This window comes from Vibrio sp. 1402, from assembly GCF_033340275.1.
In genome coordinates this window covers 577,827-596,904 of record NZ_JAWOWE010000002.1, presented here as the reverse complement: position 1 = coordinate 596,904, position 19,078 = coordinate 577,827, and the positions used below count along the sequence as shown (strand labels likewise).

General features: G+C 43.6%; 18 protein-coding genes. 12 read left to right on the top strand and 6 right to left on the bottom strand.

The annotated features are described in order from the left end of the window. Positions 1 to 209: 209 nt before the first annotated feature. The gene (locus tag R7044_RS06060) at positions 210 to 2,228 is read right to left on the bottom strand and encodes a methyl-accepting chemotaxis protein (RefSeq protein ID WP_005389543.1); all 2,019 of its coding nucleotides are present in this window, start codon (positions 2,226 to 2,228) and stop codon (positions 210 to 212) included. A 134-nt stretch (positions 2,229 to 2,362) separates the two neighbouring features. Between R7044_RS06060 and R7044_RS06055 the strand changes: the two genes are divergently transcribed. Beyond that, entirely contained in the window at positions 2,363 to 2,857 is a 495-nt protein-coding gene (locus tag R7044_RS06055) for an NlpC/P60 family protein (RefSeq protein WP_005377619.1), read from the top strand. Positions 2,858 to 2,901: 44 nt separating this feature from the next. Here R7044_RS06055 and R7044_RS06050 read toward each other — a convergent pair whose 3' ends face one another. The 3 genes from R7044_RS06050 to R7044_RS06040 form a co-directional block, all read right to left on the bottom strand. Beyond that, a complete protein-coding gene (locus R7044_RS06050) occupies positions 2,902 to 3,246 on the bottom strand; it encodes a DUF3802 family protein (protein WP_005377620.1) in 345 nt (114 codons plus the stop codon). Positions 3,247 to 3,436: 190 nt separating this feature from the next. Beyond that, positions 3,437 to 4,399: a GGDEF domain-containing protein gene (locus R7044_RS06045; protein WP_005377621.1), complete on the bottom strand. Its 963-nt coding sequence runs from the start codon at positions 4,397 to 4,399 to the stop codon at positions 3,437 to 3,439. Then, a complete protein-coding gene (locus R7044_RS06040) occupies positions 4,399 to 5,373 on the bottom strand; it encodes a response regulator (protein WP_042523017.1) in 975 nt (324 codons plus the stop codon). Before R7044_RS06040 ends, R7044_RS06045 begins: the two co-directional genes overlap by 1 nt. A 224-nt stretch (positions 5,374 to 5,597) precedes the next feature. On the opposite strand from R7044_RS06040, the gene R7044_RS06035 reads away from it, so the two are divergent. After that, the gene (locus R7044_RS06035) at positions 5,598 to 6,464 is read left to right on the top strand and encodes a fructosamine kinase family protein (RefSeq protein WP_047102259.1); all 867 of its coding nucleotides are present in this window, start codon (positions 5,598 to 5,600) and stop codon (positions 6,462 to 6,464) included. Between the two features lie 253 nt (positions 6,465 to 6,717). Beyond that, entirely contained in the window at positions 6,718 to 6,912 is a 195-nt protein-coding gene (locus R7044_RS06030) for a CPXCG motif-containing cysteine-rich protein (RefSeq protein ID WP_047102257.1), read from the top strand. 75 nt (positions 6,913 to 6,987) lie between these two features. On the opposite strand, the gene R7044_RS06025 is transcribed toward R7044_RS06030, so the two are convergent. Continuing rightward, entirely contained in the window at positions 6,988 to 7,599 is a 612-nt protein-coding gene (locus R7044_RS06025) for a riboflavin synthase subunit alpha (protein ID WP_225455415.1), read from the bottom strand. Between the two features lie 392 nt (positions 7,600 to 7,991). On the opposite strand from R7044_RS06025, the gene R7044_RS06020 reads away from it, so the two are divergent. Together R7044_RS06020 and R7044_RS06015 are read left to right on the top strand one after the other, a co-directional pair. Further along, positions 7,992 to 9,362, top strand: coding sequence for an MATE family efflux transporter (locus R7044_RS06020; RefSeq protein ID WP_005377626.1), 1,371 nt, complete (start codon positions 7,992 to 7,994; stop codon positions 9,360 to 9,362). Between the two features lie 133 nt (positions 9,363 to 9,495). After that, the gene (locus R7044_RS06015; RefSeq protein ID WP_176310961.1) at positions 9,496 to 10,494 is read left to right on the top strand and encodes a DUF3080 domain-containing protein; all 999 of its coding nucleotides are present in this window, start codon (positions 9,496 to 9,498) and stop codon (positions 10,492 to 10,494) included. A 15-nt stretch (positions 10,495 to 10,509) separates the two neighbouring features. On the opposite strand, the gene R7044_RS06010 is transcribed toward R7044_RS06015, so the two are convergent. Next, positions 10,510 to 11,355: a DNA ligase gene (locus R7044_RS06010; RefSeq protein WP_086046755.1), complete on the bottom strand. Its 846-nt coding sequence runs from the start codon at positions 11,353 to 11,355 to the stop codon at positions 10,510 to 10,512. Between the two features lie 422 nt (positions 11,356 to 11,777). Here R7044_RS06010 and R7044_RS06005 point away from each other — a divergent pair, with 422 nt between their 5' ends. The 7 genes from R7044_RS06005 (at position 11,778) to R7044_RS05975 (ending at position 19,048) form a co-directional block, all read left to right on the top strand. Beyond that, the gene (locus R7044_RS06005; protein ID WP_017634929.1) at positions 11,778 to 12,098 is read left to right on the top strand and encodes an STAS domain-containing protein; all 321 of its coding nucleotides are present in this window, start codon (positions 11,778 to 11,780) and stop codon (positions 12,096 to 12,098) included. A gap of 26 nt (positions 12,099 to 12,124) precedes the next feature. Then, on the top strand, positions 12,125 to 12,991 hold the full coding sequence (locus R7044_RS06000) for an OmpA family protein (protein ID WP_053350556.1): 867 nt from the start codon (positions 12,125 to 12,127) through the stop codon (positions 12,989 to 12,991). Next, on the top strand, positions 12,988 to 15,090 hold the full coding sequence (locus R7044_RS05995; RefSeq protein WP_176310960.1) for an SLBB domain-containing protein: 2,103 nt from the start codon (positions 12,988 to 12,990) through the stop codon (positions 15,088 to 15,090). The genes R7044_RS06000 and R7044_RS05995 overlap by 4 nt, the downstream gene beginning before the upstream one ends. Further along, entirely contained in the window at positions 15,090 to 15,776 is a 687-nt protein-coding gene (locus tag R7044_RS05990; RefSeq protein WP_225455414.1) for an AAA family ATPase, read from the top strand. Before R7044_RS05995 ends, R7044_RS05990 begins: the two co-directional genes overlap by 1 nt. Positions 15,777 to 15,787: 11 nt before the next feature. Beyond that, positions 15,788 to 16,168, top strand: coding sequence for an Hpt domain-containing protein (locus R7044_RS05985; protein ID WP_005377636.1), 381 nt, complete (start codon positions 15,788 to 15,790; stop codon positions 16,166 to 16,168). Positions 16,169 to 16,476: 308 nt separating this feature from the next. Further along, a complete protein-coding gene (locus R7044_RS05980; protein ID WP_031778967.1) occupies positions 16,477 to 18,003 on the top strand; it encodes a sigma-54-dependent transcriptional regulator in 1,527 nt (508 codons plus the stop codon). Further along, entirely contained in the window at positions 17,978 to 19,048 is a 1,071-nt protein-coding gene (locus tag R7044_RS05975; RefSeq protein ID WP_017820658.1) for a glycosyltransferase family 4 protein, read from the top strand. The genes R7044_RS05980 and R7044_RS05975 overlap by 26 nt, the downstream gene beginning before the upstream one ends. Positions 19,049 to 19,078: the final 30 nt, after the last annotated feature.

Sequence of the window (19,078 nt, the reverse complement as noted above, 5' to 3'; positions counted from 1 at the left end):
ATGATTCATTCCTTTGAATTCTGGCGACATTCTAGTCAACGAGTCCCTCGAACAAAGCATTAACATCACGTTGTGATAACTAAACCCTTTAGAAATGAACGAGATGAGATGTAACTCACTTTTGCGATGCAAATAGGAGCCATTGAATGGGTAGCCGTAACAAAAAAGCAGAACCGAGGTTCTGCTTTTAGTCGGTGGAAACATCTCATTTACTTGGTCTGATGAAGCTCATACTTGTGCAGCATTGCTTGCTGGTGCCCGGCAATTTCCGCCACTTGCTCAGAACTCTCAACCATAGACTCAAGCTGCAGCTTTGTGCGTTCGCCAAGATCAGAAATATGCGTGATGGATTGAGATACATCTGCCGTCGCTCGTTCTTGTTCTTCTGTAGCAACTGAGATTTGTTCAACACGTTCTTGAATGTGCTTAACCGCGAGGTTGATATCAGAAAATGTCGATTTCACTTCATTGCTGGACTGTAGCGCGTGGGTCATTTCTTCTCTTGAATCATTAACTGCTTGGCGCGAACGCTCTGCGGCAGTAATAAGCTCGCTCATCATTTCTCGGATGTTCGTCGTTTGTTGAGAGGTATCACTTGCAAGTTTGCGAACTTCATCAGCGACAACCGCAAATCCACGCCCTTGCTCACCAGCACGGGCAGCCTCTATTGCCGCGTTGAGAGCAAGTAAGTTGGTGTTGTCCGCGATCCCACTGATCATATCCACCATTTCACGAATCTGTTTAACACGCTGGTCTAGCTCTAACATTGACTGTTCATTTACATCCAAAGAGCTTTCTAATGACTCCAAACGTTCGCGGTTTTGTTCCACGACTTGAACCCCTTTTTCAGTGTGTTGGGTTGCAAGGAGCGAGTCCTGTGAAGATGCATTTGTCACCATTGCTATTTCACGAATAGAGGCTTCAAGCTGCGTTATGGTCGTGATCATACTCGACAACGCTTCATTTTGTGTTGCCAACCCATCACTTGTTTGTTCGGCTGCACTGTGACTTACTTCTGCCGTCTGATAAAGCGTTTCACAATTGCGCGTCACCGTTTGAATGGAGTCATGTGTGGAATCGATTACTTGATTCAACTTTCGTGCTACTTCTTTCAGCTCATAGGGGCCGACTTCTTCTGCCTTGTCACGAAAATCATGTTCGGTAAGTGCTGAAAGACGCGTTAGTACATTCCTTAACCCTCGGTTTGTCCATGACTTGAGACTAAACCAAGTAACCAGAATAATAAAAGAAATCACACACGCCGCAAACACGAGCACAACGCTCACCGATTCAATGGTCTCGTTGACCACCCGCTCTTTTTCATCGATCAACTGACCAGCGGTTTGGGAGATTTGATCAAGTAACCGCATGGTTTCATCCGCAAGCATCGAAGCCTGTTTAAACTCTGAACGTTGCAATTCCCCTTGTTCTAGTTTGGCGAGGATCAAACGCAGCACGCCCTTTTCACTAAAGCCTTGTTTCACCATCTCATATGGTGCGGTTAAGCTTGCATATTCACTTACTTCAGGATGAAAAGATTGGAAGTCTTCATAGGCGAGTTTAATACCTGCTATGCGATTTCGCATTTCTCGGTATTCTTTTTCGGCTTTGTTTAATTCTGAGTGCATCATCATGACTAAGAACGTACTTTCCATTGAGCTTGCAGAAGCAATGAAACGGTTAGCGGCATCGCTCGACTCAGGATTATCAGCACTAAGGAATGAACTGATTCGATTCATTTCCGGACCGATAGAGCTAAGCCCATAGCGAAAACCACCAACAGCGGCATCAATATCCATTTGAATTTGTATCACCGAAGATTGCTTCAACAAAATGGACTGCGTGATGTTATGTAAACGCGCTAGTTTGGTGTCTAACTCCTCCGAGAGTTGCTGAGCTACACCAGACGCTTCCACAACCAAAGTCGTGCTTTGAGTTGCAAGAGAGTCGATTTGCTCTTTTATGAGAGGCAACTCTTTCGGCTCAGTAATCTGCATACCATGGTTGAGTAGCTTAACCATCTCCAATACATTCCTGGTTAACTTTGCGTTTGCCATCGCGATTGGTAACGCTTTTTGCGACAAGTCTTCAAATTGTTCCCCTACCTGTTCCATTCCTTTGAAACTTGAGACAGAAAGGGCTATAACAAGAGCAATGATAGTTAAAAATGTTGCACTGACAGCCTGAATCAGTGAAAGTGATGTGCGTGAGCGTTTTCGCTTTGCCATAATCAATTTTTATTCTTTCTTAAGGTTGAATCGGTTCTGCAGTGATTCCGTCACATTTGTGAGACAAAACCGTGATTTGCAGCCCATACTATGGATTGGTTATGACACTAATATTTCAGTTGTGAGTCATAGAGATGACAGGTGGTGATTTGCGTCGAGTATATTTTCCTTTGATAATCAGTGTGCTACTAAGCGCCTGCTCTTCTGGGCCTGAGCCTAGTGAGCAAGCTCAAGTGACAGCACCTACAAATCAGCTATTGTCGGACAACCCCGACTTGTTCGAGTTTTACACAGAGTGGCACGGCACGCCTTATCGCTTAGGCGGGACACAGAAATCTGGAATTGATTGCTCAGCATTTGTACAAAAAGCGTTTATTGAGGCTTATCAGCTCTCGTTACCAAGGACAACGAGGCAGCAATCAACGCAAGGTGTGGAGTTAAGTTGGACGGATGCCAAGCAAGGGGATCTAGTGTTTTTTAAAACAAGACGTACAACTTATCATGTCGGAATTTACTTGGGTAACAAGCAGTTCATGCATGCATCGACGTCTAGAGGTGTGATTATTTCAAGAATCGACAACCCATACTGGGCATCTAAGTTTTGGCAAATAAGAAGAGTTACAATGTAACTCTTCTTACTCTTAACCGGACATTGCTGTAAGTTAAAACAATATCAGTCGTAAGTCGCAACAGCATTATCGAACAGATTTTTGACCAGAGCGATGTATTCATCAAGGAACGTGATCTGTTCATTGGTCGCTTTTTTATGCCATACCCCAGCCAATATCTCACCAAGATCTTCAACAACTGCATCAGCCTCTTTCAACAATTTGAAACGTACGCTCGAGTGAAGTTCTGGATTTTGCTCAAAAATCGCCATGATGTTTGAAGCCACCATATCGGTGACAACATCTTCGATGCTTTCGGATCCAGTGTCGCCAATTTCGGTCGTAAAAATATCTAGATTTAGAGACAAGTGCTCGATAAGAGCGAGATATCCATCGGTTTCTAAAACCACTGTTTTTCTCCGTTTATTGCAAGCCTTCGAAGCTGAAAGCAGAATAGTTTCAATAGTAAGACATGCCGAGAAAATTTCATTAACTTATTTCATATTAACAAACATTCACGAACCAACTGGATGATTTTCAAACAATTGAGCTTTGCTTCACTGAATTCGGATACAGGGTTTCTTCAAACCTTTTTATATTTCAGCCATTTTCATGCAAACAGGTTTGGTTACGACCATTTTCTTTTGCACGATACAGCGCAGCATCGGCACTCTTTAACCATTGAGTGTGAGTTTCAAAATAAGGCTTATACTCGCAAACACCAATACTTATCGTGTAATTAATCAAAAAATCTTCCACTTTCACGATCTCTTGCTCAATTCTTTTGCGCAAACGCTCTGCGAAATAGCAAGCTTGCTCCTGGTTTGTGTGAGGAAGTAGTACGGTAAACTCTTCACCACCAAAACGACCGCAGATGTCACTGCTTCTTGCTGTTTTTCTCAACAAGGCAGAGGTTCGACGAATGACTTCGTCCCCTGTCGGGTGACCATAAGTATCATTCACCTTCTTAAAGTGGTCGATATCGAATATTACTAATGAGCATGGTCCGTCGATAACTTTTAAGTGAGCAAACTCATCTTTCAATGATTGCTCCCAATAAGCGCGATTAAATAAACCTGTTAAACCATCTTTGCGACTGATTTCCGACAAATGTTGATTTGTTTCTTTCAAATGAATGCGATTTCTCGCAGTTTCAGAAACATCATTGACTTGAATCGCTATGTGGCTGACCTCTCCTGAGAGCCCAATTAACGGCGTGATCACGATATCTTGATACATAAAATCACTGCTGTTTGAAACCGGAGAAAAATTGTTGAACTTAAAAAGATACGGTCGGTTTTCCCAGCTAGAAAAAGAACGAGTTTCCAGATCGGCGGCAGCTTTTATCTTGGTTTCTAGCCAAGTTCTTGGCAGCTCTTCAAAATGCTCAAATAAACATTCACCAAGAATTTCTTGTGATAGAATGCCACTGTATGACTGCATAAAACTGTTCCACACACACACTTTATACTCTTGATCCAAAACAATAAGCCCTGAATCCATCGTATCGAGAATTTGTGTGACCCAATGAAAGTCTGCTATGTCCAGCGTGATATCGGACATTAGATTAGCTCCATGATTTCATAGATTATTTCTACGGATGGCTTATCAATTAAAAACAGTACCTCGCACTCGAAATCGAGCGCTTCTGCCATGTAGGTGTATTCGATAGTAAAGAGCTCACCCAACTCGCCTTGCTCTTCACAATAAGGTGTTAAGGTATCCACAATGCCTGGCTGACGAAGTGAGAACTGCTTGTCGAGTTGATCGCCCAATGATGTGAGAAATGACGAAACCAGTAGGTTAGAGATATTCAAGATGATTTCATTATGAGGCGTAAACTCAAGGAGGTAACCTAATTTTTCCCCAATCTGATTGATATCCCTACCACGTAAGCACACCAGTGCCTCTCCGTGAATACCACCACCGACAAACCTCTGCGCTACCGCAACGGAACTGTCACGCCCAACCACATCAACCAGTGTCATATGAAGCTCGCCGTAGGACAACGGTCCAACATGAGGAACAGGAAGTTGTATGAACTCATGTAAATGGTCGGCCATAATCGCAGCCCCTTTACCAAGGGCAATGTTCGCAATTTCACGGAATTTGGCTAGTAAGGAAAGCTCTTCGCAACCCTGGTTTTTAGAATCAACCGAATGACTAGGTTTGAACGCATAATGCAGTCCTAATTGTTCGTATAGTGGGAGCACCTGCTCTTCTGTCAGAGGCTTAGCGATAAAAGCTTGAGCACCAAGATCGAGACAGCGCTGTTTTGCCTCTTGTTGAACATCTCCAGAAATAATGACGATGTTGGTCGGGTACTGACTAACAGGTAATGATTCGAGGACCTCAAAACCATCCATTATGGGCATCGTTAAATCGAGAAACAAAATATCGATATTTTGCTCAGCAAGAATATTAAGCGCCTCATAACCATCTTGCGCTTCAATAAGATGCAATGATGTATCTTGTACGATAGAACGCGCAATAAGCTTTCTTGCAACAGCTGAGTCATCACATATCAGTATTTTCATGCCACCAATGGAACTAACGTCAAAAAAATCATAATACCTGTTGTAAACGTTCATCTCCATATGCTAAGCCAACAAATCAGAGGCTTATAAGCGATTTGATTCACATTTATACAAATTGACTACACTAAGAGGAAGGTTTCTTTACTAAGTATGCTCAACATAGCGCCAACTCCCTGCTATTTATCCTAAACTATTGGTGGTCAAATAGATTCGCGAGGTTTTGTATGTGGCAAGCAATATCGCAACAGCTTTCTGATACTTTATTGTTCGATTACCAGATCACGGAAAAAGTAAGGCTGTCTGGTGGGGATATCAGTGAAAGCTACATGATCAATGATGGCGAGCAACGTTATTTTGTGAAAATTAACGATCGCGAGTTTTTGTCTAAATTTGAGGTAGAAGCTGAAAGCCTGCATCTTTTGCGTGAAACATCAACCCTATTTGTACCTGAGGTGGTATTGGTTGGTAAAACCAAAAATGCCTCATTCCTAATTCTTAACTACCTTCCAACGAAACCATTAGAAGATGGTCCCAACAGCTTTAAATTTGGGCAGCAATTAGCTCACCTACACCAGTGGGGCGAGCAAAAAGAGTTTGGTTTTGATACCGACAACTATCTCGGTTCGACTCTACAGCCCAACAAATGGCACAAGAAATGGTGTGTATTCTTTGCTGAGCAACGCATAGGATGGCAATTACAGCTCCTTAAAGAAAAAGGCGTCACCTTGGTTGATATCGATGACTTTATCGACGTCGTAAAACAGCGGCTAGCAAACCATGCTCCGGAACCTTCTTTGTTGCATGGCGATTTATGGAATGGAAATGCGGCACTCACTGCATTCGGTCCTATCTGTTACGATCCTGCATGCTATTGGGGGGACAGGGAGTGTGATATTGCGATGACAGAGCTTTTTGGTGGATTTCAACCAGAATTTTATCAAGGCTACGAATCGGTTATACCACTTTCTTCAAGCTATGAAGAGCGTAAAGATATCTATAACCTTTACCATGTTCTCAACCATTGTAATTTGTTTGGCGGCCATTACTTGGAACAGGCTCAACTGGTTATTAATAAAATCATTTCTTATTAATTTGGAAGCCACTGCATATTTCAAGATGTAAAATCTCGAGGCACATCACTACAGAAAATCACCCTAAGCTCAAGGTTGAGTTTGGGGTCAAGTTTTGTACTTATTTCGACTCAATTAGCAACAACTCGACCTAATATCAAAGGAGACTTAACTTTGGATTGTGCCTATTTTCCTTGTAGGCAAAGTAAGTAAAGGGCTGTACTTCCTTGATGAATAGTGTGTTTAAAAGCCCTGCGAGATTAGGAGTTGTTGTATGAAAAATTATACCGAAAGGTATGTAAAGTGCCCGCATTGCGGACATTCTATCAGCATTACATTGGATGCAAGCAATGGTGACCAAGAATTTTATGATGATTGCCCAGCTTGTTGCCACGCTATCCACCTAAATATGCGAGTGGATGAGCTACAAGACAAGGTCGAACTATTTATCGATGACAATTACGAATAGCAGCTCGAGCATGTGAACATCAGAAATATAAAAACGCTTAAATGAAAAAGGAGCACTCGGCTCCTTTTTCTCATTCTAAAGCTGTTTTGCTGCAAGAACGCGCACAACAGTATCAACAATTGCTTGAGTCTGAGGATCAAACTCAATATTAACACGCTCCCCTACTTGTCTCACTCCGAAAAGCGTTCGCTGCAAGGTTTCTGGAATTAGGTGTACCGAAAAACGACACGCTTCAACTTCACCAATAGTTAGCGAGCAGCCATCTAAACCAATGTAACCTTTCGCTAATACATATTTCATTGATTCTTGCGGCAGTTGGAACCAAATCGTGCGGTTATTGGGCGTATCGATGATATCGACAATATCTGCCGTTAAACTAATATGACCAGACATGCTATGCCCGCCTATTTCGTCACCAAACTTAGCCGCGCGCTCAATGTTTACGCTATCCCCTTCCACCAGCCGACCTAAATTAGTAAGAGCCAATGTCGCTTGCATTAAATCAAAACTGATAAGGTTGCCTTCGATCTTAGTCACAGTTAGACAACATCCGTTGTGTGCAACGGATGCACCAATTTCTAACCCTTTACAAAGTTCATCGCTTAACTCGACAACGTGCGTTTGAAAGCGTTCTTTTTTATCAATTTTAACGACCTTCGCCGTACCCTGAACTATTCCTGTAAACATTTCTTTTTACCTATTGATTTAATACCAACTGTAGTCGAAGACTAAGCCCTAAACACTGCGCTACAGGTCGGAAATAAAGACCGCAGACGATAAAGCCATGGCTTAATGAACACTGGTTTGTTCTCATGCATGCTTCAACATTACCATGATTCGCTGCTGTTCTCAGTAAAAGCGTATCCTTAGCGTGGAGAGCGTCCAGTCAGTGTTATCGACTATTCGCTACCTAGCTATGGAATATGAACATACAATTGTTTATCATTTGCGCGGAGTTTCTCCGAGGCATTTTTTCACCTTATCGTGACTAAAATCAACCATCAGATCCGTTCACCACATCTTTTGCCCTCGAGTACTCTCATTCTTTCAACTTATTGTTCCGCTCTGGAGTATTTTTCGTGCATCGCTATAAAGAAGAAGCATCAAGTCTTATCAAATTGGCGACCCCGGTATTGATCGCATCTGTCGCTCAAACTGGTATGGGGTTTGTTGATACCGTAATGGCTGGCGGCGTTAGCGCCACCGACATGGCTGCGGTTTCTGTCGCTTCAAGTATTTGGCTACCATCCATTTTGTTTGGGGTGGGTTTATTAATGGCATTGGTCCCTGTTGTCGCACAGTTAAATGGCTCTGGTCGTCGAGTGAAAATCCCGTTTGAAATTCAGCAAGGCGTCGTTTTGGCATTGCTGATCAGTGTGCCGATAATTGCAGTCCTGCTTCAAACCCAGTTTATTCTCGGGCTGATGGATGTTGAAGCACTGATGGCTGAAAAAACGGTGGGATACATTCATGCCGTTATATTAGCAGTACCCGCTTTTTTACTTTTCCAAACGCTTAGAAGCTTTACGGATGGTATGTCATTGACGAAACCGGCAATGGTTATTGGCTTTATCGGTTTGCTGCTCAACATTCCTCTAAACTGGATTTTCGTGTACGGCAAGTTTGGTGCACCTGAATTAGGCGGTGTTGGCTGTGGTGTAGCAACCACGATTGTTTACTGGGTCATGTTTGCCATGCTATTGCTGTATGTGATGACATCAGAGCGATTGAAAAGCATCAACCTATTTGGAGAATGGCATCGCCCACAATGGAAAGCGCAAGTTCGTCTATTCAAGCTCGGCTTTCCTGTTGCAGCAGCGCTGTTTTTTGAAGTAACACTGTTTGCTGTCGTTGCACTGCTCGTTTCACCACTGGGTCCTATCATTGTGGCAGCGCATCAAGTCGCGATTAACTTCTCCTCGTTGGTATTTATGCTACCAATGAGTATTGGTGCAGCAGTAAGCATTCGTGTCGGCCATCGACTTGGTGAAGAAAACGTAGATGGCGCGCGCGTAGCGTCACGAGTCGGCATTATGGTTGGTCTAGCATTGTCCGTTCTCACAGCGATTTTAACCGTCTTGTCTCGTGAGTGGATCGCCGAGCTTTACACTAGCAACCCAGAGGTAATCACTCTAGCGATGCACCTGCTCGTATTTGCCGCTGTTTATCAATGTACGGATGCGGTTCAAGTGATCGCAGCTGGTGCATTACGCGGCTATAAAGACATGCGAGCTATCTTCAACCGTACTTTTATTGCTTATTGGATTCTTGGGCTGCCAATTGGTTACGTCCTTGGCCGTACAGACTGGATTGTCGAGCCAATGGGAGCACAAGGCTTCTGGCTTGGTTTTATCATCGGCCTATCTTCTGCGGCCTTTATGTTAGGCGTCAGAATGCGTTGGATGCATCGCCAAGAGCCAGAAGTGCAATTGAACTTTTCAGTTCAATAAAAAGTAAAAAAGCCAGCATCCGCTGGCTTTTATGATCGAATAATCACACGGTTGAGTATACTTATAACAAGATTACGAAGCGGTTGATTTTGCTCTCTAGACAACGGATACGAAGTTATAAAAAAGGATATTTGTGCGGTCTATTTTATTGTTCTTAATCTTGATTCTTAATGGTTGTGATAACTGGTTCAATCCAGAGAACGCCATGTTTGATAAGTATCATCAACGTGTAGCCAATGTATTGGACGTTCCTGCTATTCCAATAGAATTACAGTCTACGGTAACGATTCCTGCGAAACGCGTTTTGTTCGAGCCATTGCCAAGGCTATCTATTGGCCTGCTAGAGAGCTATCAATTACGACAATGCGGACTCTTTAATTTACTTGCCGAGAAAAACTCACAACTTGGAAAGGTGCAGGATGCCTTTCATGATTTTGATTATCAAACTGCCCTTTTAAGAGTCATGAATCGATGTTTATCCGAATTTCCACTTAGCGATGAAGAACGCGCGACATTGACAGAGCTTTACTCAACCAAGTGGCAGCATTTAGACATTCATCTCGACAACTTACTACTCGTAAGTGATGCCATGCAAAAGCAACTAACTGCCTCTGATTGGCTATCTCAAAATACGACGAATGATATTGCACGCATTAACGATGTCTATCGTATTTTCAGCGAAATGTATGATTTACCCCACCGCGCGGTCTCACGTCTACCCGATGTGGAAGTTACTCAATATCAAGAAGAGTTAGAGAAATCTCGTTTACTCGGACGACTTTACTATTCAATGGTAAACACATCCCTTTGGTTAAAAGCAACAACTCAGCTACTTGAGCAGAACCAGAGCAACGTATTGTGCGGGCCGAACAGAGACACCACCCAGTTCCGCTACTTAAGAAATGTCTTTCAATCCATTTACGTTGAAGAAGTGCAACCTTATTTGGCTTATTTAGACAGTACCTATCAACAACTTAATGATGGTGCCACTTTGGTGGAGAACCGTATGCAACTCCATGGTCACCAGTATGGCATCATTGAGGTACATAGAACATTTAGGCAAGAAACCCTAAACCACGTTCAGTTTTGGCAGGGTCTCTTCAAACGATGTGGCGTAACCGTTGGCAACTAGTAAGTGCAGAGCGTTCTATTCCTTCAACCTTTCACGCAAGAATCGAGCAAAACGTGGTTTACCAGTATGTGTAAAACCGTTATATCTAAATGTAATGGTTGAACCAATTTTCGGAGGCTGGCGACGCACTTCATCGGTAAATCCGCTACCGATGTAAAACTCAATGCCATTTGGTAAGCGAACTAACATTGCTCCCATCATACCTAATAAGCGCCCTGTTCCTGGCTTATAACCCACAACTAACGCTTCATCATCTGCGTATCGTTTTAGTTTAAGCAAATCACTACCGCGTCCAGCCTGATAGCGGCTTGATACCTTCCGCAACATCACCCCTTCACCGTCGGATATTGAAATTTTATCCAACTGTGTAAACAGATGAGCTTCATTTTGAATGGCTCGGTGCTCGACATATTTGATATGAGGCTGGTCGACTTCAAGCACTAAATCTTTGATGTTGTAATAACGCTTCCGATAATCACCAGCGGAATATGGCATATCAAAGATCATAAAGTCGATATGTCGCCAAGCAGACTCTACAGGAGTTTTATCTAATACCGTTTGCTGAACAAGATGGAAGTTACCTCTCCCAGCCCAAAGTTCACCGTCCAACGGATAATCAGGCAAAGGTCCTGTAAACCAATCAGGGGCGTAGATTCGATTACCATTTCTCGTCACGAGATGTTGCCCAGTCCAATAAGCGCGAACACCATCAAGTTTTTCGCTATACCAATATTCAGACACATCAATACCATCCTGATAGCTTTGTGCAAGAGAAACTGGTGGTGCGAGAGAAGTATCCGCTTGAAGCTGTGAAGACGCTGCCATAACAGCCAGCGCAATTAATGTCATTTTTAATGGCATAAGAAGACCTTGTACAAAAAATCGTCTTTATTGAAACGTAAGTCCTCTCGATGACCTATTTATTACTAGTTGTTCTTCGACTCATAACAATCAACATTAGTAATAATTTGCAAAGATAATCATAAACTTTAGACAGGTTTTGCATTTAGTCGTTACACGTTATTCACTTAAGGCGGATGGTTCGTCAATCGAGTTGGAATCTAATCATGACGAGATCCCCCGCTCTAATGACTTCTTTAGGTTCAACACCTCTTATAAGCAAACCATTTCTCTGTGCATTTTTGATTCTCAATTTGAGAATCAGTCCTTTCTCAAATTGAACAACATCATCAACAGCGCTTAAACTTTTGATTTTTAAATAGTTTAAAATTGGCACGTTACCTGCTCTATATCCAATTAGAAAAACAAACGGAGACAGAGTCATGGAATTACGCAAACTAGAAATCAATCAAGACAAGTTAGCCATTGAGTTTTTTGGTGACTTAGACGCAAGCGGCTGTCGACAAGCACAACATCACATTGATGAAGTAATTCACAACAATCATCACAAAGAAGTCGAAATTAACCTACAGCACGTCCAATTTCTTGATTCTTCAGGGATTGGTGCCATTGTTTACTTATATAAGCGTCTAGTTGAACGTGAAAGAAGCATGAGTATTGAAAACGTATCAGGCCAACCTTTAGAAATCATGAGCTTGCTTCGTATCAACCATGCCATTCCCGTTAACTCAAAAGGACACTAAAAATACCGGTTTAAACGGAGGTTGGCATGGTAAATCTTATACGACGATATGCATTAAGCGGTCTTGTTGTCGGCATGTTTGGTTGTTCGTCGTTTGACTACCCAGAACACGGAAAAGGTGGCTTGGCGGAAAGCTATCAAGATATCTCGATCGAGAATTATCAGTTTTCCCCTGTGATGCCTGACGAGCCTTTAGGTCCAGAACATGGGTTAAGGTTTGATTGGCAACTGACCAAGTTACATCTAGACGCACTAATCCAAGAGGGAGCGCGCTGGTGTTTTCCTGCGGCAGTTGTTCAGGCCCTTGAAAAACAAAATAGAATTGCGCGCGAGTTGGAAGGTGGGCTTTTACTCGACGCTGCCAACGACCTTGTGATTCAGCGTCGACGCTTAAACCAGCTCGAACAACAACTCGACTACGTACTGAGCCAAACCACTTGCACACCGCCCGATGATATTGAAGCACTACGTAGCGACCTAAACATAGTGTCGGATATCTATGCACTACTTAATATCGACAACCAGTTTGCTGTCGATTCAGCAGAAATCAACCCGAAGTACATGGGACATTTGGCAGAAGCAGCCTACATTTTACGTGACCACCCTAACCTATCTCTTGTAGTAACGGGGCATGCGGATGCAACTGGAACACCCGATTACAACCAGAAACTTGCTCAAGCGCGTGCAGAACAAGTAAAGCGTTACCTAACCGTATTTGGTATCACTTCAGAGAGAGTCACTACCAAATCTGTCGGAGATAACCTGCCACTCTATGAAGGTGAAACATCCGCCGTGCGTTTAACTAATCGTCGAGTAAGCATCGAGGTTATTAGCCCTAATTCAGATAGCGATACCTCAATAAACCGCAACCCAACGGCAGGAGGCGCGCTATGAACACGATGAAACCATTTATCCTCTTAATGTTGTTGTGTCTGGTCGCGTGGGTACCTTCTTCCATAGCGGATGAGAGCAATACTGTTAAGGTCGGTGATTTAATACAGATTAACTTACCTGGAGAGGCGTCGTTAAACCAAGGGTTTCAGGTTGATCGTCGTGGACGAATTAATTTACCAGAAGTCGGCCCTGTATTAGTGGCCGGCTACAATGAACAACAACTCCAAGACGTGATTATCGACAGGCTAAAGACCGTGTATCGTGACGTTAACAACGCTCGAGTTTTTATTAAACAGCAACAGTTGTTAGTGTCCGTTCAAGGCTACGTGGTCAAACCCGGTGAATATACCTTACCTTTTGGGTCCAACATTCAAATGTTTGTGTACGAAGCTGGCGGCCTGCGCGCTGGGGCTCAGCTTGATAAAATGATCGTGAAACGTGGAAATAAAAACATTGAATTTGACTACAAACGCTTCCTTGATACGGGTGACAATAGCCAACTGCCAAAATTAGAATCACTGGATGTCTTATTTGTCCCCGCTTCCCCACTCGTAGGGAATATTGAGCAAGAGTTTGATGCAGCAAAACTCGCGAATTCAGGTGACAGCGCAGATTCCGCTCGTGCAATCAAAGTCTTTGGTGAAGTCAACGCACCTGGCTCGTTCTCATACAAGCCAAACACCACGCTAGTTGATGTCGTAATGCGAGCTGGCGGCGTGACACGATATGCCAGTGTTGAGCAAATTCGCGTGATAACAAACAATAACCCAACCATGTTTAACCTGAAAAAGTACCTTGATACTGGAGACCAAAGCCTACTGCCGGAGATCCTGCCAGGTGCCACCATCTTTGTCCCAAAACAGGAAGAAGAAATCAAAGCAGGTGCAAATGTGGTTTACGTGATGGGTGAAGTCGCCCATCCTGGGGCATACGAAGGCAAGCAAGGCGCTAGCTTCATGGATATCCTCGCCAACGCTGGCGGGCCCACTCGCTACGCAGAATCTCGCCAAATTCGCGTTATAAAAGCCGATGGCAAAGTCATCAAATTCGATCTTACCGCGCATACAGAAGGACTATCTTCAGCCAGACCACCAAATGTTGGACCAGGAGATGCGATTTTCGTGCCGGAGAAAACCGATTTCAATGAGAAGTCTTGGTTAAAAGTAGCACCTAGTAGAGCGGTCGCAGTGATGGGAGAAGTTGTTCGCCCTGGACGCATCGAGTGGTCAGACGAAATGGATTTGATTGATCTGCTTGCACACGTTGGTGGCCCAACTCGACGAGCTGATACCACCAAAATTGAAGTCGCCAATAACGGTCAAATGACACAATTTGACTTAGACCAATACATTCTGGATGGCTCACCAACATCAAGCCTACCTCGAGTTTCCGCTGGTACAGTCGTAAGGGTACATGCATTGCCTGACGACCCATCCGATAATAAATCGCAATGGGTAAGCCAAAGCTCTGACGCATCGATATACGTTTTCGGGCAAATCAATGCACCTGGGCGCTATCGTTTCACTGAAGATATGCATTTTCTGGATATTTTGTCTGCCGCCGATGGACCGACAATGGATGCAGATATTCACAACATCCGTGTCACACACCGAGGCCTAGGTTATGCCAAAGTGAGTAAATTGAATTTATCGATGTACTTTGAAACAGGTGATGAATCAATTCTGCCCCACGTTCGTCCTGGTGATACCATTTACATTCCAGAAAAAAACAAAAACTGGTTAGATCGTTCAAAAGAGTCCACGGTACGCGTATTAGGTGAAGTAAGAGACCCAGGGCGATACGTATTCAATGACAACATGACTGTGCTTGATCTGTTAGCGGAAGCAGGAGGACCAACTGACAATGCCTACCTTGAAAAGATCAGTGTGGTCAATATGTCTTGCTGCCAGGGCCAAGCCCGAACATTTGATTTGGTGAACTTTAGTAAAACAGCCAACATTTATGAGCTGCCAGTCATTCGCGCAGGCGACACGATTTACATTCCCCATAAAGACGAAAGCTTTGTTGAAAAAGCGAGGGCCGGATTAAGAGATATTTTACAAATCACCACAACCATCGTGTTAATAGGAGCGTTGTAATGACTATTCCTGCAACTCACGCTGAGATTGAGCAAATTTATCTTCAGAGTGAACAGAAAGGCCACAAAACGATTTGTGTTGTGGGTTGTAAATCTGAAGATGGTGTCACTTCCGTGGCGTCATCTCTTGCAGAGCGCTTGGTTTTAGCAGGCCACAATACTTTGTATGTAGACCTTAACTTATTCAAACCCGCTTATCACATTGTTCACGACTTTGATGATGACGAGAAGGTTGGCCATTTGATCACACGAGAGAATACACATCAAACTTTAGTCGGCCTCCCTGCTCCATCTCTCGCCAGCACTCAGTTAGCGTACCGAGACCCAACAATGCTGAAACGAAACATTGCACAATGGTTAACGCAGTACGAGCGCGTCGTGATAGATACATCACCACTTCTCAGTGTCAACCGAAGCAATATTGCGCCTCAAGTGATTGCTGGCGTATGTGATGCTACTTTGTTAGTAGCGCATTATGGTTCTACGACTGCAACCCAGCTCGAGCAAGCCAAAAAGCTACTCGATGCTAGCGATGCGAACTTGATTGGTTCTGTACTGAACATGAAGCACACTCCAAGCCTGAAAGATGAGTTAATCCGCCAAGTTTCCAAGCTGCGTTTCTTACCAAAAAAGTGGAAAGAAAAACTGTCTCAGCAAATTAAAAAAAGCGAACTGTTTATGTTATAGGGAGCGCTATTATGACGATAAATAACACATTGACTATCGAGCAAGAATTAGTGGATGAGCATATTCTTCAGCAAATGATCAAAGATACGTGCGCCGAAATCATCCCTACCTTGATTGATCACTATGTCGAAGAGTCACGCGATCGCATGGAGAAAATAGAGCAAGCATTAAGCACAAAAGACCTTCAAACATTAGAGTTCGAGGTTCACACACTGGGCAGTTCTGCTCTCGCTCTAGGCAATCGAACGCTTTCAAGACAAGCAAGAATGATTGAGAAGTACTGTGTCGAAGGAAAAATACCAAAAGCATTGGAGCTTTGTGAAACACTTCCTCAACTCGCCAATGAATCGTTTGATGCGTTAGAAAAGCGAAAAGCTCAAGGGTTTGAGTAGTATCAGTGTCTTACTCCCTAGCGAAGCATCGCGTTTGATAAAGCGCGATGCCTACATCATCTCAGAAATTTAGGCTCCAAATTCAGTCACCCTCGCCAAGCCACACACCTTGAAGTTATTTGGGCATAACTTAATCAATTAAAAAGTATGGATTTTTCGCAAATTTCCTACCTTGTGCTAATACTTAAATAACGCTTTTCTCAAATTGAGAATTTTCAGCACTAGAGAGCAATAAACCACTCATAACGCCAAATAGTAGTGCTGACAAAAATCATAAAAAATGAAACAAACTACGTTGGGATGGGACTATGAGACCAAGGGTGTTACTGGTAGAGGACTCTACTTCACTAGCCATACTTTATAAGCAGTATGTGAAAGACGAACCTTATGACATTTTTCATGTCGAGACAGGTCGCGAAGCGATTCAATTTATTGAAAGAAGCAAACCTCAGCTCATCATTCTCGATTTGAAACTGCCCGACATGTCTGGCGAAGACGTGTTGGATTGGATCAACCAGAATGACATTCCTACGTCCGTTATTATTGCTACGGCACACGGCAGCGTCGACTTAGCCGTTAATCTAATTCAAAAAGGTGCGGAAGATTTCTTAGAAAAGCCCATAAACGCTGATCGCCTAAAAACATCAGTCGCATTGCACCTCAAACGCGCCAAATTGGAAGATTTGGTGGAAAATATTCAGTCCAAGTTTGATCGCCACAACTATCACGGATTCATCGGTTCAAGCCTCCCGATGCAGGCGGTATACAAGACCATTGATGCTGTTGCGCCAACTTCTGCCAGTGTGTTTATTGTGGGAGAAAGCGGCACAGGTAAAGAAGTTTGTGCTGAAGCCGTCCACCGCCAGAGCGACCGTAAAGACAAGCCTTTTATTGCAATTAACTGTGGGGCTATTCCACGAGATTTGATGGAAAGTGAGATTTTTGGTCACGTTAAAGGGGCCTTTACTGGAGCAACAACAGATCGAAAAGGTGCGGCGACGCTGGCACATGGTGGTACGCTTTTTCTTGATGAGCTGTGTGAAATGGAACTTGAGATGCAAAAGAAGTTGCTCCGTTTTCTACAAACGGGCACTTACACCCCTCTTGGTGGCACTCGAGAAATGAAAGTAGATGTGAGAATCATTTGTGCCACTAACCGAGATCCATTAACAGAAGTAGAAGAAGGTCGTTTTCGTGAAGACTTATACTACCGTGTGCACGTTATACCTATCGATATGCCCCCATTACGTGAACGAGGAAGTGACATCGTCACGCTTGCCAAGCACTTCTTGACCACTTACGCCAAACAGGACAAAAAGAAATTCTCAACAATCGACAGCGAAGCTCAACATATCATCAAGCATTACGAATGGCCGGGTAATGTAAGGCAACTACAAAACATCATACGTAACATTGTGGTGCTTAATAACGACGAAAAAGTCACGGTGAGCCACCTACCCGCTCAACTTACTAAAAAGTCTAAAGTGACGAAAACAACGACGCCTGCGCATGTTGCTCAAGAGTCAGCAAACATTGCACCAATCACACCACCACCTGTTTATACTGAGGAACCTTCACCTTCTGCGGTCGAACCGTCGATTACCGCAGCGGAGCTGCCTGGTACACCGTCCTCTGCTGCTACCTCACCGTACTTTAACGCTGATGGAACCATTCGTCCTATGTGGCAAGTAGAGCGTGAAGCAATTCAAAACGCAATCGCGTACTGTGATGGCAACGTCCTCAACGCCGCTGTCATGCTGGAGTTAAGCCCATCTACGGTTTACCGAAAAAAACAAGCGTGGGAAGCGGATGAAATTAATCTCGAACAATCTTGATAAACCTGCCATTGGTGAAATTTGGATCTTGCTTGATAGCCGTCTATTCGGTGGCATTGAAAGTCACGTTATCGAGCTAGCTCGGGGATTAATCGCCTTTGGACACAAAGCTCGAGTTGTGCTAACCACTGAGTATTCACCAGCCGCTCAGATTGTACAGAAGGCAAAAGAAGCCGCGATCCCTGTGAGTTACTTAAACTATTTGTCTGGCGAGCCCAATAAAGCTTTAAAAATTAAACACCTAACAAGCGCCGTCGCCAATCACCAACCCTCAGTGGTTCACTCCCATGGTTATAAAGCGTCGATTTTGTCGCGCTGCGCCAAACTGCTCACCCGTACGTTTCCTCGTTTGATTTCAACTTATCATGCTGGTGAATCGTCCTCAGGGAAACTATGGCTATACGATTGGCTTGATAGAAGCTCCGGCAGCCTATCTGACCATTGCTTTGCTGTCAGTCCAAGTATTCAGCGCAAAGTTTTTTGCTCTTCAGAACTGCTGAATAACTTTGTTTCGATTCCCAACAGTCAACTCAACTATCAGGAGATCGCTTTTGTCGGCCGATTGAGTCAGGAAAAAGGCGCCGATCAATTTATTGAGGTAGCGAGGCTCTGTCCAACATTACAGTTTAGTGTGTACGGTGATGGCCCAGAAAAAGAGTCGCTTAATCAAACTGCCCCTTCAAACGTGACTTTCCTAGGCCATCAAACCGATATGGAAGGTGTTTGGGAAAATATCAGCGTACTTATCATTTCTTCTCGTTATGAGGGTCTTCCAATGGCGGCGCTTGAAGCCATGTCGAGAGGCATTGCCGTGATGAGCTTACGTGTAGGTCGTCTTCCAGATATTATCCAAACGGGTAAAAATGGTTTTATCGTCGAAGACATTCCCTCTCTTGCTAAATGTCTTCATGACTGGATGTCGATTGGTGAAGCGCAACAATCACTCATTCGCCAGAATGCTCGACAAACCATCATTGATGATTTCTCAGCGCAAAGTGTGATTCCCGTATTGCTACAAAAATATCAAATTGAAACGGATCACTAATCCATATTGGTTCTCAATATGAGAATGATG

Excerpts from the sequence above, each read along its gene's own strand:
- R7044_RS06060 (WP_005389543.1), bottom strand. The coding sequence starts at position 2,228 with ATGGCAAAGCGAAAACGCTCACGCACATCACTTTCACTGATTCAGGCT.
- R7044_RS06055 (WP_005377619.1), top strand. The coding sequence starts at position 2,363 with ATGACAGGTGGTGATTTGCGTCGAGTATATTTTCCTTTGATAATCAGT.
- R7044_RS06045 (WP_005377621.1), bottom strand. The coding sequence starts at position 4,399 with ATGTCCGATATCACGCTGGACATAGCAGACTTTCATTGGGTCACACAA.
- R7044_RS06040 (WP_042523017.1), bottom strand. The coding sequence starts at position 5,373 with ATGAAAATACTGATATGTGATGACTCAGCTGTTGCAAGAAAGCTTATT.
- R7044_RS06035 (WP_047102259.1), top strand. The coding sequence starts at position 5,598 with ATGTGGCAAGCAATATCGCAACAGCTTTCTGATACTTTATTGTTCGAT.
- R7044_RS06030 (WP_047102257.1), top strand. The coding sequence starts at position 6,718 with ATGAAAAATTATACCGAAAGGTATGTAAAGTGCCCGCATTGCGGACAT.
- R7044_RS06025 (WP_225455415.1), bottom strand. The coding sequence starts at position 7,599 with ATGTTTACAGGAATAGTTCAGGGTACGGCGAAGGTCGTTAAAATTGAT.
- R7044_RS06010 (WP_086046755.1), bottom strand. The coding sequence starts at position 11,355 with ATGCCATTAAAAATGACATTAATTGCGCTGGCTGTTATGGCAGCGTCT.
- R7044_RS06005 (WP_017634929.1), top strand. The coding sequence starts at position 11,778 with ATGGAATTACGCAAACTAGAAATCAATCAAGACAAGTTAGCCATTGAG.
- R7044_RS06000 (WP_053350556.1), top strand. The coding sequence starts at position 12,125 with ATGGTAAATCTTATACGACGATATGCATTAAGCGGTCTTGTTGTCGGC.
- R7044_RS05995 (WP_176310960.1), top strand. The coding sequence starts at position 12,988 with ATGAACACGATGAAACCATTTATCCTCTTAATGTTGTTGTGTCTGGTC.
- R7044_RS05990 (WP_225455414.1), top strand. The coding sequence starts at position 15,090 with ATGACTATTCCTGCAACTCACGCTGAGATTGAGCAAATTTATCTTCAG.
- R7044_RS05985 (WP_005377636.1), top strand. The coding sequence starts at position 15,788 with ATGACGATAAATAACACATTGACTATCGAGCAAGAATTAGTGGATGAG.
- R7044_RS05980 (WP_031778967.1), top strand. The coding sequence starts at position 16,477 with ATGAGACCAAGGGTGTTACTGGTAGAGGACTCTACTTCACTAGCCATA.
- R7044_RS05975 (WP_017820658.1), top strand. The coding sequence starts at position 17,978 with ATGAAATTAATCTCGAACAATCTTGATAAACCTGCCATTGGTGAAATT.